Annotated in this window: 17 protein-coding genes; 4 read left to right on the forward strand and 13 right to left on the reverse strand. The window is 30.2% G+C overall.

Annotated elements, in window-relative coordinates:
• Window positions 1-4: 4 nt before the first annotated feature.
• Window positions 5-2,098, reverse strand: coding sequence for an HAD-IIB family hydrolase (locus tag ACSHW5_RS09595; protein ID WP_435675908.1), 2,094 nt, complete (start codon window positions 2,096-2,098; stop codon window positions 5-7).
• A 269-nt stretch (window positions 2,099-2,367) separates the two neighbouring features.
• On the opposite strand from ACSHW5_RS09595, the gene ACSHW5_RS09600 reads away from it, so the two are divergent.
• Window positions 2,368-2,943 carry a YdeI/OmpD-associated family protein gene (locus ACSHW5_RS09600; protein ID WP_435675909.1) on the forward strand — a complete coding sequence of 192 codons (576 nt, stop codon included), beginning with the start codon at window positions 2,368-2,370 and terminating at the stop codon, window positions 2,941-2,943.
• 182 nt (window positions 2,944-3,125) lie between these two features.
• On the opposite strand, the gene ACSHW5_RS09605 is transcribed toward ACSHW5_RS09600, so the two are convergent.
• The 3 genes from ACSHW5_RS09605 to ACSHW5_RS09615 all read right to left on the reverse strand — a co-directional run bounded on the left by ACSHW5_RS09605 (window position 3,126) and on the right by ACSHW5_RS09615 (window position 6,361).
• Window positions 3,126-4,583 carry a magnesium chelatase gene (locus tag ACSHW5_RS09605; RefSeq protein WP_435675910.1) on the reverse strand — a complete coding sequence of 486 codons (1,458 nt, stop codon included), beginning with the start codon at window positions 4,581-4,583 and terminating at the stop codon, window positions 3,126-3,128.
• Between the two features lie 112 nt (window positions 4,584-4,695).
• Window positions 4,696-5,139, reverse strand: coding sequence for a GNAT family N-acetyltransferase (locus ACSHW5_RS09610; RefSeq protein ID WP_435675911.1), 444 nt, complete (start codon window positions 5,137-5,139; stop codon window positions 4,696-4,698).
• A gap of 100 nt (window positions 5,140-5,239) precedes the next feature.
• Window positions 5,240-6,361 (reverse strand): vWA domain-containing protein, encoded by a 1,122-nt coding sequence (locus tag ACSHW5_RS09615; protein ID WP_435675912.1) that lies wholly within the window; start codon window positions 6,359-6,361, stop codon window positions 5,240-5,242.
• Window positions 6,362-6,484: 123 nt separating this feature from the next.
• Here ACSHW5_RS09615 and ACSHW5_RS09620 point away from each other — a divergent pair, with 123 nt between their 5' ends.
• Complete coding sequence (locus tag ACSHW5_RS09620) at window positions 6,485-7,360, forward strand: TIGR01777 family oxidoreductase (protein ID WP_435675913.1); 876 nt, start codon at window positions 6,485-6,487, stop codon at window positions 7,358-7,360.
• 6 nt (window positions 7,361-7,366) lie between these two features.
• On the opposite strand, the gene ACSHW5_RS09625 is transcribed toward ACSHW5_RS09620, so the two are convergent.
• Genes ACSHW5_RS09625 through rsfS form a run of 7 tightly spaced genes read right to left on the reverse strand, consistent with a single transcriptional unit; the run spans window position 7,367 to window position 12,703 of the window.
• Window positions 7,367-7,996: a YceI family protein gene (locus ACSHW5_RS09625; protein ID WP_435675914.1), complete on the reverse strand. Its 630-nt coding sequence runs from the start codon at window positions 7,994-7,996 to the stop codon at window positions 7,367-7,369.
• Window positions 7,997-8,000: 4 nt separating this feature from the next.
• Window positions 8,001-8,270: an acyl-CoA-binding protein gene (locus ACSHW5_RS09630; protein WP_435675915.1), complete on the reverse strand. Its 270-nt coding sequence runs from the start codon at window positions 8,268-8,270 to the stop codon at window positions 8,001-8,003.
• Window position 8,271: 1 nt separating this feature from the next.
• Window positions 8,272-8,928 carry a phosphatidylserine decarboxylase family protein gene (locus tag ACSHW5_RS09635; RefSeq protein ID WP_435675916.1) on the reverse strand — a complete coding sequence of 219 codons (657 nt, stop codon included), beginning with the start codon at window positions 8,926-8,928 and terminating at the stop codon, window positions 8,272-8,274.
• A 2-nt stretch (window positions 8,929-8,930) separates the two neighbouring features.
• Window positions 8,931-9,725: a phosphatidate cytidylyltransferase gene (locus ACSHW5_RS09640; protein WP_435675917.1), complete on the reverse strand. Its 795-nt coding sequence runs from the start codon at window positions 9,723-9,725 to the stop codon at window positions 8,931-8,933.
• A gap of 1 nt (window position 9,726) precedes the next feature.
• Window positions 9,727-10,308 (reverse strand): hypothetical protein, encoded by a 582-nt coding sequence (locus tag ACSHW5_RS09645; protein WP_435675918.1) that lies wholly within the window; start codon window positions 10,306-10,308, stop codon window positions 9,727-9,729.
• Window positions 10,309-10,330: 22 nt separating this feature from the next.
• Complete coding sequence (gene ftsH, locus ACSHW5_RS09650) at window positions 10,331-12,313, reverse strand: ATP-dependent zinc metalloprotease FtsH (RefSeq protein WP_435675919.1); 1,983 nt, start codon at window positions 12,311-12,313, stop codon at window positions 10,331-10,333.
• Between the two features lie 21 nt (window positions 12,314-12,334).
• Window positions 12,335-12,703 (reverse strand): ribosome silencing factor, encoded by a 369-nt coding sequence (rsfS, locus tag ACSHW5_RS09655; protein WP_435675920.1) that lies wholly within the window; start codon window positions 12,701-12,703, stop codon window positions 12,335-12,337.
• Window positions 12,704-12,789: 86 nt separating this feature from the next.
• Between rsfS and ACSHW5_RS09660 the strand changes: the two genes are divergently transcribed.
• Entirely contained in the window at window positions 12,790-13,521 is a 732-nt protein-coding gene (locus ACSHW5_RS09660) for a biotin--[acetyl-CoA-carboxylase] ligase (RefSeq protein ID WP_435675921.1), read from the forward strand.
• Here the strand turns inward: ACSHW5_RS09660 and ACSHW5_RS09665 are convergent.
• A complete protein-coding gene (locus ACSHW5_RS09665) occupies window positions 13,518-13,907 on the reverse strand; it encodes an SRPBCC family protein (RefSeq protein WP_435675922.1) in 390 nt (129 codons plus the stop codon). The genes ACSHW5_RS09660 and ACSHW5_RS09665 overlap by 4 nt on opposite strands.
• A gap of 2 nt (window positions 13,908-13,909) precedes the next feature.
• Entirely contained in the window at window positions 13,910-14,560 is a 651-nt protein-coding gene (gene pyrE, locus ACSHW5_RS09670) for an orotate phosphoribosyltransferase (RefSeq protein WP_435675923.1), read from the reverse strand.
• 7 nt (window positions 14,561-14,567) lie between these two features.
• Here pyrE and ACSHW5_RS09675 point away from each other — a divergent pair, with 7 nt between their 5' ends.
• Window positions 14,568-15,167, forward strand: coding sequence for an NUDIX hydrolase (locus ACSHW5_RS09675; protein WP_435675924.1), 600 nt, complete (start codon window positions 14,568-14,570; stop codon window positions 15,165-15,167).
• Window positions 15,168-15,185: the final 18 nt, after the last annotated feature.

A 15,185-nucleotide genomic window follows, 5' to 3' on the forward strand; every position in this document is an offset into this window, starting at 1 on the left:
AATTCTATTTTTTAGTTTTATTAATTTTTAAATCGTGACAAGCGGCTATATATTGGGCAGCAGACCAAGCTTGATATGCCTTCCCCATTGGTTTTCCGGTAGTTCCATGTGCCCATTCTGTAAACTCCCATTCTTCTGTAATTCCTTCCTTATTGATAAGTGCTAATTTGTGCAACTCTTCAATTGCGATATCTTTAAGTCCTAATTTATTAACAAATTTCACCCAAAAACCACCCACAAAAGGCCAAATACCTCCGTTGTGATAATGGTTTGGCAAGTTTAAAAGATTTACGGTATAATAAGGTTTCCAATCTGGATCTCCAGGGCTTACAACCGGATATACGTTTGCAACAGGAAAAGGATCATTTACACCAACACCCAACATAAATTTAAAAGTTTGATGCGCTTTTTCTGCATCTATGGTTCCGTGTAAAAAGGCTAAAACATTCCCTAAAACATCACAACGCCAACTAAAATCAAAAGGTGTAGTTTGTGCAATTAAATAAGAAGTATCTCCTAAGGTAAATTGTTTTTCAGCAAAAGAAACTGATTGAAATAATTTTTGTTGAGTTGAAGGCCAGAAATTTTGAACAATCTCTTTTTTTATCACTTGAGACCATCTAATATACTCTCCTGCTTCTTCATGGCTTCCTAACATCTCTAGCATTCGTCCGAAACAAACATTAGATCGGTACCACAGAATTTCATCGTATAAAATATTATAACTTCTACCAAATAAATCTGTCCAATCTCCTGCTTCCGGAATTTCTAAAAGTGCATCATTATTACTATCATGAGCACCTAACCATCTCATGGTTTCTTTTATATCTCCAATGTATTTTCTTAAAAACGGTATATCTTTGGTAACATTTACATATTCATAAAATGCAATTATCACCCAAATACCACTATCTATAGAACAAATACCACCTACCCCAGAATAATCTGGTTCACCATCTTTTAATCTTACATTTGCTGGAATTTGCCCATTTCTAGAAATGTTTTCTAGCAAGGTTTCTAAGGTTTGTCTTTGACATTGATGTATTTCTTCATCATCTATTAAAGACAACGAACCTATTACTGTTATTGCACCATCTCTTGCCCAAACACTATGGTAATTTTCATCTGTTCCATTGGGTATATTATCTTTTATAGAACAAGCAGAAAAACCAAGTGGTGTAATATTTTTTCTTAACGCTTCAATAGCTTTTACATATCCTTCTTGAATAAGCGCAATTTTTTCATTATCATCTTCTAATGCAATATTGTCTAATTCTTTTTTGATAAAAAAATCTTCAGAATGGTCAATACTCGTGTTTTCTAGTGCTTCTTTTGGCAAAATTTCATAGAAAATTAAGCCTTCTATAATTCCATCTCCTTTTTCTTTTTCTGTATGGTAGACTTTTTTATGTTTTGTATACAGATATAATTCGTCATGTGCATTGGCAACTACAATTCCTGAAACATCTTTTAAATCGAACATGGCAGAGTCATTACCACTATCTCCGGCAACTAAAACCTGATTAGATTTTAACTTTAACCTTCTGAGTAACCACCGCAATGCATTTCCCTTATTTGCCCATTTTGGTAAAACGTCTAAAAATTTATTACCAGAATAGACCACATTCACATCCATGTCTGCATTCGCAAAGTCCTTTTCTATTTCTTCTATTAACTCGTTACTTGCATCATGAAAAAAATAACTTCTTTTATAAGAATGTTGAAATTTACTTGGTTGATCACTTATAGGGTGTTCTATATTTTGAATGATATTTTCTACAGATTCCAGATTCCAACCATCATCTAAAACGTCATTAAATTCTTTTTCTATAGCTCCTTTTTTATAGTTATAGATATGTGTACCAACACCCGAAATAATATAGTCTGGTTCTGGCAGCACCTTTTTTTCTATTAAATCTAAAACATCACCTATTAAACGCCCCGTATTATAAGTTAAGATTGTATTGTGTTGATCTTGATATTTTTCCCATGTTGTTTTAAAGTTACTTTTATAGGTGTGAAAGTCTATTAATGTATTGTCAATATCAAAAGATAATAATTTGATGTTATTTTCTTTTTTTGAGCCTTTTTCGTCCATTTAAAGTGGTTTTTTAATATTAATTTGTCTATTATCGTTGAAAATAGTTAAAATTAATTTTGTAACCTATTTCAGATTAATCTATCATACATCTAGCTTTAATTTTTATGATTGTGATAATTATGGGTATCAAAAAATAGTAAATAGAGAATGATAAAAGTTATTTTCTTATTTTACCTTCGTATTTAAACAATGCTCAATAATTATCAATTTCAAGCACCCATAATTGACTAAAAAAACAACATAAGTTGCTCTTAACAATATAAATCATGAAAGAAATAGAACTATTTTACTTTAAAAATGATATAGAATGGCGCAATTGGTTGTCAAAAAATCATCTACTTTCAAAAGGTGTTTATCTCATATTTTATAAAGTAGAAAATAAAGAAGAATCTATGCGTTGGGAAGAAGCTGTAAAAGTTGCTTTGTGTTTTGGTTGGATAGATGCAACTGTTAAGAGTTTAGGCAATGGAAAACGCCGGCAATATTTTTGCCCAAGAAACCAAAAAAGTGTCTGGAGCGCCGTAAATAAAAAACATATTAAAAACTTAATTGCTGATAATTTAATGCATCAAAAAGGATTAGAAATTATTGAAATAGCAAAACAAAACGGTTCTTGGCATGCTTTAGATGATGTGGAAAAAGGAATTATTCCTGATGATTTACAACGTGCTTTTGATAAAAATAAAACAGCTTTTACCAATTATTCCAATTTTGCACCTAGTTATAGAAAAAGTTATTTGTATTGGATAAACCAAGCAAAAAGGGAAACCACAAGAGAAAAAAGGATTACTGAAATTATTCAGTTATGTGAAGCAAATAAAAAAGCTAGAGGAAATTGGTAGTTTTAGTCTTCGACAAGCTCAGACCGACCTTTATATATTAAATTGTTTTTTACGAATACCTTAATTTCTGCATCTAAAAAATAAACTAAAATTAAGGGTGTTAAACTGAGCTTGCCTAAGTTTTGTTTATGATTCTTTGACAGGCTCAAATTAACATTCCTATGTAAAAATATAGTTGAAAATTACAATCCACTTATAAAACTCCCATAAGGATCTTTAAATTGAGTGCCTTCTGCAAAACGATATTTACTTAGTTTTTTAAATTCTACCAACGCCCAAAGAATAAACTCTTTGATAAAATAACTTTCTTCTTTTGTACAATTTGGTTGATATTTTTTCACAAAATCATCTAAAGGTTTTACCTTATCCAATTCATTTTTGTATTGCTCCTCAGAATACTCATCTAACAACTCAAAATCTTCATTTGCATTAAAAAACCAAGAAATAATATCATCATAAGGTGTTTCTGCATCTTGTTTCTCCAACTTTTTTATTTCAGGAAAATAGGTTGGAAACAATGTTTTTATAGCATTTTTAATTAGTGCTTCAGCAACCATTTGTGCTCCTTCCTGTTCTCCTTCATAAACCAATTCTACTTTACCAGTTATTGCAGGAATAATTCCGTCAAAATCATTTAAACGGATTATGGTTTTGTCATCTCCAGAAAACAATGCTCTTCTTTCTGCAGTACTTAGCAAATTCTCAAAAGCAGAAATACTTAAACGTGCACTAACACCACTTTTTGCATCTATATATTCACTATCTCTAGCTTCAAAAACAATTTGCTCTAACAAGTCTTTGGCTAATTCTGGTACTTGAATACATTCTTTTTGCGCATTAGATTTATTTGTTTCTTGTGCTGTAATTTGCTTTGCAGTTGCTATATCTTCTGGATAATGTGTAAGAATTTGAGATCCAATTCTATCTTTTAAAGGTGTAACAATACTTCCTCTATTGGTATAATCTTCCGGATTTGCAGTAAACACAAATTGCATATCTAAAGGTAAACGTAATTTAAAACCTCTAATTTGAATATCGCCTTCTTGCAAAATATTAAACAAAGCAACCTGAATTCTAGCCTGTAAATCTGGTAATTCATTAATCACAAAAATACATCTGTTAGCGCGCGGAATCATTCCGTAATGAATTACTCTATCATCTGCATAAGACAACTTTAAATTGGCCGCTTTTATAGGATCTACATCTCCTATAATATCTGCTACCGTAACATCTGGTGTCGCTAATTTTTCTGCAAAACGTTCGTTTCTATGCAACCAATAAATAGGAGTTTCATCTCCTTTTTCTTTCATCAACTCTACAGCAAACCTAGAAATAGGATGTAAAGGATCATCATTAATTTCTGAACCCGCTACAACCGGAATATATTCATCCAATAAATTGACCATCAATCTTGCCAAACGTGTTTTTGCTTGTCCTCTTAATCCTAATAAATTGATATTGTGTTTGCTTAAAATAGCTCTTTCTAATTCTGGAATTACGGTATTTTCATAGCCATAAATGCCTTTAAAAGTAGCTTCTTTATTCTTTATTTTAGCAATCAGGTTTTCTCTTAACTCATCTTTAATAGATTTTGATTGATATCCTGCTTTTTTTAATTCTCCTAATGTTTTTATATTCATAAGTCTATCCTTAATCCTTTCCAAAGGAAAGGAATCACTGTTGTGTTTATATATGGTTTGTTGCGTGGTTTAAACAACTAATTTAATAAATTATATATGGTCTTGGCTGTAGTTATTTTTTCAATTCCATATGTAAAGTTGGATAAGGTTTACCAGAAGAATCCAATTCAGATCGTTTTATAGTTTCAAATCCGCAATGTTTGTAAAATCCTACTGCTTGTTCATTCTGTTCGTTTACATCAACTTTTGTTACTTCCAATTGCTTAATTGAATAATTCAATAGAGTTTTTCCTATCTTTTTTCCTCTATATTCAGGGTGAATAAATAACATTTCCAAATTTTGGTCAGCAACTCCAAGAAAGCCAACTATTTTTTCATCATTATTCCTTATACATCTCAATTCAACTGCATCTAAATAAGTATTTAAAATCAATGGTTTAAAATATTCAATATCTTCCTCTTTTAAGAAGTGATGAGTTGCCCGAACTGAAGATTCCCAAAGTTCAACTACATTTTCATATTCCCCTTTTTTTATTTTATCTATTTTGTTCGTCATTTTTTTCTAATTACTGCCAACTGTGTGTTATTACTATTTTCTTTTTTTATTTCCCTCAAACTTGCTAAAAATCTTCCCTTTGGGAAGATTTAGATGGGCTTTATCTAATTCTTTTTTTTCTATTGGTTTCGTAATCTTCAAAAATCATTTCTCCTAAACCCTTTAAACCTGTATAAAATGCTTTTCCTTGGTTTGCTTGTGTAAATGCTCTTACAAATTGCATTAAATACGAATCTTGTGCAATCATAAAAGTAGTGATTGGAATGTGTAGTTTTCTGGCTTGTTGTGCCATTGCATAACATTTATTTACAATGTATTTGTCTAAACCATTACTATTTTTATAATACTGTCCGTCTGGTAAGCGCAAGCAACTTGGTTTTCCGTCGGTAATCATAAAAATTTGTTTGTTGGTATTTCTTTTTCTTCGAAGTAAATCCATTGCCAACTGCAAACCGGCAACCGTATTTGTATGATAAGGGCCAACTTGTAAATAAGGCAAATCTTTAATTTTAATAGACCAAGCATCGTTACCAAAAACAATAATATCTAAGGTGTCTTTTGGATAACGCGTAGTAATTAATTCTGCCAAAGCCATCGCAACTTTTTTGGCAGGTGTAATTCTATCTTCGCCATATAAAATCATAGAATGACTAATATCAATCATTAAAACCGTACTCATTTGACTTTTATGAAGTGTTTCTTCTACCACCAAATCACTTTCCGTTAAACTAAAATTATCAATTCCGTTGTTAATCTGAGCATTTCTAATGCTTTCTGTCATAGAAATTTTGTCTAAAGCATCTCCAAATTGATAATTTCTAAAATCACCTGTATGCTCATCTCCTATTCCTGGAGATTTACTTTTATGATTTCCTGCGCCACTTCTTTTTATTTTACCAAAAATATGGTTCAACGCTTGCTGACGAATAGCACGTTCTGTTTTTGGCGTAATCTTAGTTCCGCCAGTTCCATCACCTTTTATTTCTTCTTTTATATAACCTTTCTTTTTAAGGTCTTCTATAAAATCATCAATGGTGTAATTTTCATCCGTTAATTTATACTCCTTATCTAAAGAACGCAACCAATCAATGGCTTCATCAAAATCGCCAGAAGTATGCGTAATTAATTCCTTAAAAATTTCGAATAATTTATCGAAAGGAGAGATATTTTCTGCTTCATACGATGTAAATACAAATCCTTTTCTTCTATTGTTTTTTTTCATCTCTATAAAAGTACAGTTTTATATGGATGAAAATAAAAGATTAACATTGCTTTAATATATGGGCGCATAAATTTGTTTTATTATAATTAAAAAACATTAAACAAAAATAATTATCTTTACAATATGGCAAAAATAATTATAACAGGTGGTACAGGATTGGTCGGTAAAAGATTATCAAAATTACTGATTGATAAAAATAATGATGTTGTAATTTTAAGTAGAAATCCTAAAAATACCAACGAGTTTAAATGGGATATTTCTGCCCAATATGTAGATGAAAAAGCATTGGTAAACGCCGATTATATTATTCATTTAGCGGGCGCTGGAATAGCAGACAAACGTTGGACAAAAGAGCGAAAACAAATCATTATAGATAGTAGAGTAAAATCTGCAAATTTACTTTTTGATAAAATAAAAGAATTAAAAATTGATTTAAAAGGTTTTATTTCTGCATCCGGAATTGGTTATTACGGCGCCATTACTTCTGATCTTGTGTTTGAAGAAACAGATAATGTAGGTGCTGATTTTCTGGGTGAAGTTTGCCAAAAATGGGAACATGCTGCGCATCAATTTTCAACAGAAAACATTCCTGTAACTATTTTAAGAACGGGCATTGTTTTGTCTGATAAAGGTGGGGCTTTAGAAAAAATGAAAACCCCAATAATAGCTCCCTTAGGTTCTGGCAAACAGTTTTTACCTTGGATTCATATTGATGATCTTTGCAACATATTCTTAAAAACAATTGAAGACAACCTAGAAGGAATTTTTAACGCAGTTGCACCAGAACATCATACAAGTAAAACCTTTTCTAAAGCCTTTGCCAAAAGTTTAAAAAGACCTTTTTTAGCTATTGGAGTTCCTGGCTTTCTATTAAAATTGATGTTTGGAGAAATGGCCATTATATTACTAACTGGAAGTAGAATTTCTGCAAAAAAAATCGAAAAGAATGGCTATTCTTTTCGATTTAAAACACTTAAAAAAGCGTTGAATAATTTATAATTTTTCTTAAAAAGTAGAAGTAATATTTAAAGCTACATCACTCCAAGTTTTAGAAACGCCATCTGCACCTTTATGTAAATCTAAACACTGAGTATTTAAAGAAGTTAAAGCCGCTCCTGCATTCCATTTTGTAATATCCATGGTAGCTGTCATGTTAAAAACATTATCAACTATTGTATAGGTAAAAGGTACTTTTTCTGAAATTCCATTCATTATTATTTCTGCAACTCCATTGGTATCATCCGTTACTACCAATTTTCCAGAAAGTAATTTAGTATTCTCCATAATACCAAAAAAGAATTTTTTAATTTTAAAATCTCTACTGGTATCTTTTGTAAAAATACTACTTACCGGAATAGAAAAATCTGTATTATTAATTGCTTCTTTAATAGAATTCCCTTCGCCACCGGCAATAATATCAACTTTTTTAAATTGACCACCAACAGCAACTTTGTCTGTAGTTTTATAGGCTGTAAAATTAATCTCGTTTTTTGCTGTTTTTAAAGAAAAGGGAGCTGTGCTTTTTTCAGATTTCTCTACAACTTCTTTAGTTTCTTCCTTTTTAGCATCTGATTTACAACTGGTAAAACTTATACTTACAGCTACCACAAATGCTAATAAAAATACTTTTTTCATAATACTATTTTTTAGTTTCTAATATTGTTTTTGCTAATTTAATATATTCTTGTTTTGCCTCTTCTGAAGACATTCCGTTTAATTGAATCCAAGCGTTAAACTTAAAAGCATTTCTTACATTTGAACCACTATTTAAGGCCAATTTATTGCCAAAATTTGCTTGTTTATAAAAAGCATAAAAAAGTAACATAGTGTCTGGAGCTACTACACCTTTTTTAAGAGCTGAAATTTTATTAAAGGCTTCATTAAACGCTATGTCTAAATCATTTTCCATATTATTTCTGTGCTATAATTTGAGTTCCTCCTTTTACTTTATCACCTAAACTTACAGTTAACTTTGTGCCAATTGGTAAAAATAAATCTACTCTAGAACCAAATTTTATAAACCCTGCATCTGTACCTTGTACAACGGTTTCTTTTTCTGTTGCATAATTCACAATTCTTTTGGCTAAAGCGCCTGCAATTTGTCTGTATAAAACTTCACCAAAAATTTTATTTTCAACCACAATTGTAGTTCTTTCATTTTCTGTAGAAGCTTTTGGATGCCAAGCAACCAAATATTTACCAGGATGATATTTACTATATTTTACAAGACCACTTAAAGCATACCTTGTAACATGTACGTTTAAAGGCGACATAAATATAGAAACTTGTAACCTTTTATCTTTAAAATATTCTGGCTCTTCTACTTCTTCAATAACTACAACTTTACCATCTACAGGAGCAATAATTGTAGCGTCACTTATGGATGTAACTCTTTTAGGATTCCTAAAAAACTGTAATACAATAACTAAAAAGAATAAAATTATTATTTGAATTGATTTTACCAACCAACCTATTTCTAAAAATTTTTCTGCGGCTAAAATTCCTACAATAGAAATAATGAAAGCAATAGTAATAATTTTATATCCTTCTTTATGAAAACGAATCATTTTTATATAATAAAGTTAATGTACAAATATACAAATGGTGCAGCAAATAGCAAACTATCTAGTCTATCTAAAATTCCACCGTGTCCGGGCATTATGTTTCCACTATCTTTTATATTGGCTTTTCTTTTAAATTTAGATTCTACCAAATCTCCAAGAGTGCCAATAACTGAAATAATAACCGCTATAATTAGCCAGTTTATAAGCGTAAAATCAGTATTGTATAGACTAATAATATAAGCCGCTAATAATGCAAAACCCAAACCTCCAACAAAACCTTCCACAGTTTTTTTTGGTGATACGGAAACAAATAATTTTCTTTTTCCAAAGTTTTTACCCACTAAAAAGGCAAAACTATCATTTACCCAGATAAGCAATAAAATACAAATCATAATAAACGGGTTGTATTCTGACTTGTAAAAAGGCAACAAAACTAAAAAGCACATCGAAAAAATAAGGTATCTAATCATTAAACCCAATTTAAACCGCTCATTAGCATAGGTTATTTCTTTTTTTCTTAAAAGCTGAAAAATTAAATAACAAGAAGATAAAATTGTGATAATTAATATACCCGTTATAGCGTAACTTTCTGGTCTTTTAAGCATTAAAAACAATGCTAAACCAAAAAAAATGTAGGATGCAGGGCTTTTTAATTGTATCATTTTTGAGAATTCCCAAATACAGATAAAGCCAAAAAGACCTATAAGAATCACATAAGATTCTTCAGAAAAAAGAATAGCTGATAAAAATAGGGTAATATAAATGACTCCAGAAAAAATCCTTTTAAAAAGGTTGCTCATATTATAAATCTTCTAACAAAAGCAAATATAAGTTTTTTGAATTACTGTAGCCATAATTTGAAAAAATATCATCATTTTTAAGTGTAGTATAATTTTTTACAGAGGTAATATTTGTAGGAATATCTTTTTTATTGTGAATTTTAATTCCTGTTAAGCCTTCGCTAGTGTCTTTTACCAATTGACTAGTCTTTGCAAAAACAATAAAATTTTCTGAAAACTCCGCCAATTTTATACTTTTTAATTGATTTGATGAAAACATAATGCTGCCATCTCCTGCAATAAGATGTTCGCAAGTTGTAAAAAAAGGTGCTTTAGATTGAAAGTTTTGGGTAATTTTTACATTGTTCCTATTAATTAAAGCTTGTAGATTTATATCTAATAAAAAAACTTCTTTCCAATTATTTTCAGAAAGTATTTTCATTAAGTTGTTGTATACTTCATCCTCCTTTAAGCAATATAAAAATTTCCCTCCTTTTTCAAGAAAGTTATGTACAAACAAATCATCTAAGGGCAAAGAAACTTCTTGTTTCTGAATTTCTTTGTCCTCAGTTGATTTATTAAATATTTTTTTAAAAAAATTCATTTAATATTGAAGTTTTTTTTAATTACTCTTCTGTATTTTTAGTTTCCGTAATAATTTTTTCACCTACTTCTTCTATGATCTCTGTAGGAGTTTCCTCCAATTCATCAAAAGGTCTCTTTCCGAATATTTTAAGTAAATCGTCTTTAAAAATAACTTCTTTTTCAAGCAATAATTCTGCAAGAACAGTTAATTTTTCTTTATTATTTTCTAATAATTCAATGGCTCTAGCATACTGAGCTTCAATTATTTTAGAAATTTCCTTATCAATTTTACGTCCTGTTTCTTCACTGTAAGGTTTTACAAATGAATCATTTCCTGAAGAGTCATAAAAAGTTATATTTCCAACTTCTTCATTTAAACCATACACGGTAACCATTGCTCTAGCTTGCTTTGTAACTTTTTCTAAATCACTTAAAGCACCTGTAGAAATCTTGTTAAACATCACTTTTTCTGCGGCTCTACCTCCCATTGTTGCACACATTTCATCTAACATTTGTTCTGTTTGTACAATCATTCTTTCTGCAGGCAAATACCAAGCTGCACCTAAAGACTGTCCTCTAGGAACAATTGTTACTTTTACTAATGGCGCTGCATGTTCTAACATCCAACTTACGGTTGCATGACCAGCTTCATGAAAAGCAATTGTTTTCTTTTCTTTGGGTGTAATAACTTTATTCTTCTTTTCTAAACCACCCACAATTCTATCTACAGCATCTAAAAAATCTTGATGATGAATTGCTTTTTTACCTTTTCTGGCAGCAATTAATGCCGATTCGTTACACATATTTGCAATATCTGCACCAGAAAAACCAGGAGTTTGTTGCGCTAAAAAGCCAATATTAACATCTTTCGCTAATTTTAAAGGTTTTATATGAACTTCAAAGATTTCTTTACGCTCATTAATGTTTGGTAAGTCTACATAAATTTGTCTATCAAATCGTCCTGCACGCATTAAAGCGCTATCTAAAACATCTGCTCTATTGGTAGCTGCAAGTACAATTACATTGGTATCTGTACCAAAACCATCCATTTCAGTAAGCAACTGATTTAAGGTGTTTTCTCTTTCATCATTTCCACCAGTCATACTATTTTTTCCACGAGATCTTCCAATTGCATCAATTTCATCTATAAAAATAATAGAAGGAGATTTTTGCGCTGCTTGTTTAAATAAATCTCTAACTCTAGAAGCACCAACACCTACAAACATTTCTACAAAATCTGAACCAGATAAAGAGAAAAACGGAACATCTGCTTCACCAGCAACAGCTTTTGCTAATAATGTTTTACCTGTTCCTGGAGGACCAACTAACAAAGCACCTTTAGGTATTTTACCTCCCAAAGAAGTATATTTTTCAGGATTTTTTAAGAAGTCTACAATTTCTTGTACTTCTTCTTTAGCTCCTTCTAAACCTGCAACGTTTTCAAACGTAGTTTTTACTTTGGTGTCTTTATCAAATAATTTTGCTTTCGATTTTCCGATGCTAAAAATTTGTCCGCCACCGCCTCCTGCTCCAGCTCCGCCAGACATTCTTCGCATAAAAAACAACCATACTGCAATTAAAACTATAAAAGGTAAAAACCCAATAAAAGTATCAACCATACTGGTTCTTTCTTCATTTTTTTTATCGAAATCTAAATTATATTTTTCTTTTTGGCTTTCTAAATCATTTTCAAAATTCTGTAAATCACCAAAATTATATTCATATAAAGAAGACCCTTCTCTATAAAAAGCAGAATTCTTTATTTTTTGATATTTTTCTTTAGAAAAAGCTTCTTTCTTAATAAAAACATGAGCATTATTATTATTTACAACAATAATTTTAGAAATATCATTGTCTTTTAATATTTCATTAAACTCATTTTTTGAGATTTGTTTAGTTGCCAAATCTCCACTATTAAAGAATTGAAAAGCTATTAAAACCAAAAATATTGCACCATAAATCCAGTAAGGACTGAACTTTACTTTTGGTGAATTAGACTTATTATCTTTTTTTGAATCACTCATTATTTTTAAAAATCAAAAAGTTTACACTGTTTTTATTTCCGTAATTTTTGCATCACCCCAAAGACTTTCTAAGTCATAAAATTCGCGAACATGCTTTTGAAAAACATGTACAACTACGTGTACATAATCCATTAAAATCCATTCAGAATTTGTTTGCCCTTCTATATGCCAAGGTTTATCTTTTATTTCTTTGCTAACTGTTTTTTGAATAGAACCAGAAATTGCATTTACTTGGGTGTTAGAATTACCAGAACAGATAACAAAATAATCACATACTGTGTTTTCTATTTCTCGTAAGTCTAATAATTGTATGTCTTCTCCTTTTACTTCATCTATTCCTTTAAGGATAACAGCGATTAAATCGTCTGTACTTACTTGCTTTTTTGTCATTAATTTTCTCTAAATTTGCTGCAAAGTTATTGTTTTTTTGCGAGTATTTTATGTAATTTTATGCTAGTTTACACTTTATTTAACAGTTGAAAATAATCAAACTTAATGCCATTGATTCTACCAATTCTTTTTTAAAAGAATTAGTGCAAACTTCTACGCAAGAAAATTACACCACAGTTGTTACCAATTCTCAAACCAACGGACGCGGACAACAAGAAAGCTCTTGGTACTCAAAACCCAACAAAAACCTTACCTTTAGCGTGTTTATAAGGTTTGATGATTTAAAAATTGACAAAAAAAAATATTTAAATTTTGCTATTTCTTTGGCTGTTTACGAGGTGCTTTTTGCTGAAAAATTACCTAAACTTTCTATAAAATGGCCTAACGACATTCTGTCAGCTAATAAGAAAATTTGCGGAATCTTGATAGAAAACACCATAAAAGGCAGTAAAATAAGTGCTGCTATTGTTGGGATTGGGCTAAATGTAAATCAAGAAAATTTTCCTATTTCTCTTAAAAATGCAACTTCTTTACAAATAGAAACAAATACAACGTATTCTTTAGACACACTTTTGCATAGTTTAATTGAAAAAATAAAAGAAAAAATAAATCTGCTTAATTTTTCAAAATTTAAAGAATTAGAAGCTCAATATTTACAAGTTCTATATAAAATAGGTGTTCCTACCATGTTTAAAGACATCAAAGGAAATTTATTCTTAGGAATTATCACCGAAATATCTAAACACGGTAATCTAATTATTCAACTAGAAGATGATAGTTATAAAGAATTTGGAATAAAAGAAGTTGGTTTTATTTAAAGTTTTGCTATATTTTCTGTTAATGTATCTACAAATTTGGTCAATGGTTTTTTAATCATCATAGACATCATTGCATTAAATTCTCCATCAAATTGAAGTGCTACTTCACTTACATTTTCAGAAACCTCAGTAATATTAGCCGCTAAAGTAAATGGCAATTTACTACTTGCTGCACCAAGAATTATAGAAGAAAATGCTGTTTTTTCTTTTAAAACCAATCTAATTTCTGGCATTCCAGGTAAGCCAAATAGAAAAGAATCTCCATCCACTTCAAATTTTTGTATATTTTCTGGCATTATAGATTCAAAATTTTTTAAATCTGTAAAATATACAAATAACGCTTCTGCAGATTTTTGTACGGTTACTTTTGTTCCTTCAATATTCATTTTTATGCGTTTAATGGGGTCCACTCACTAGGATTTCTTCTCCACTCACTAAGTGTTACTAATTCACTTTCTGAAATATAATTACTATCTAAAGCTTGCTCTAACAATCTTTCATAATTACTTAAAGTAGTTAAACTAATATTCTTGTTTTTAAAATTATTTTCGGCAATTTCAAATCCATAAGAAAAAATAGCCACCATTCCTTTTACAACACCTCCAGCTTCTTTAATGGCATCAACTGCATTTAAGCTGCTATTTCCTGTGCTTATTAAATCTTCTATAACCACAACATTTTGTCCACTTTCTAAGTGCCCTTCAATTTGGTTCTTTCTACCATGTTCTTTTGGTTCTGGCCTCACATAAACAAACGGAACACCTAATTCTTGTGCAACCAAAATACCAATTGCAATTGCTCCTGTAGCAACACCGGCAATTACATCTGGCTTGCCATATTGTAATTCTACAATTTTGGCAATTTCTTCTTTTAAAAATACACGAACTGGTGGATAAGACAGTGTTATTCTGTTATCACAATAAATAGGAGATTTCCAGCCAGAAGCCCATTGAAACGGTTCATTTGGGTTTAACTTTATCGCTTTTACCTGTAATAAAAGTTCAGCTGTTTTTTTTGCAGTATCTTTGTTCAAAATCATACCGCAAATGTATAACGTTTTTGTAAATGATACCCCAATAATTATCACTTCTTCATTAAAAAAAATAAATAATTTTCCTGTTTATTTATTAAAAGATGTTGTAATAGAAGAAATAGTCTACAAATTACAGCATGAAAAAATAAACGGAATTATTCTATTTTCTGATAATTTAGAAAAAGATTGGGTGTATTTTCTTAAAAATTTCAAAGTAATTGCCGCTGCTGGTGGTTTGGTCTTAAATGCAAATGAAGATATTTTATTCATTTTTAGAAATGGTATTTGGGATTTACCCAAAGGAAGGATTGAAAAAGGAGAAGCCATAGAAACTGCAGCTATTAGAGAAGTTGAAGAAGAATGTGGCATTGCTAACTTAACTATTATTCAACCTCTTATTACTACCTACCATATTTTTTTTCAAAACGGAATGAAACTAAAAAAAACTTACTGGTTTTTAATGACTTCTGATTATGATAAAAAATTAACTCCACAAACAGAAGAAGGCATTACTAAAGTTGCTTTTAAAAATGAAGTTGATGTGACAAAAGCGCTAAAAAACACCTACGGAAATATAAAAATAGTCTACAATACTTACAAAGAACTACCTTAATTTTCTAAAAAAAACGAA

Origin of the sequence: Polaribacter sp., from assembly GCF_051251875.1 — a bacterium.
GTDB lineage: Bacteria > Bacteroidota > Bacteroidia > Flavobacteriales > Flavobacteriaceae > Polaribacter.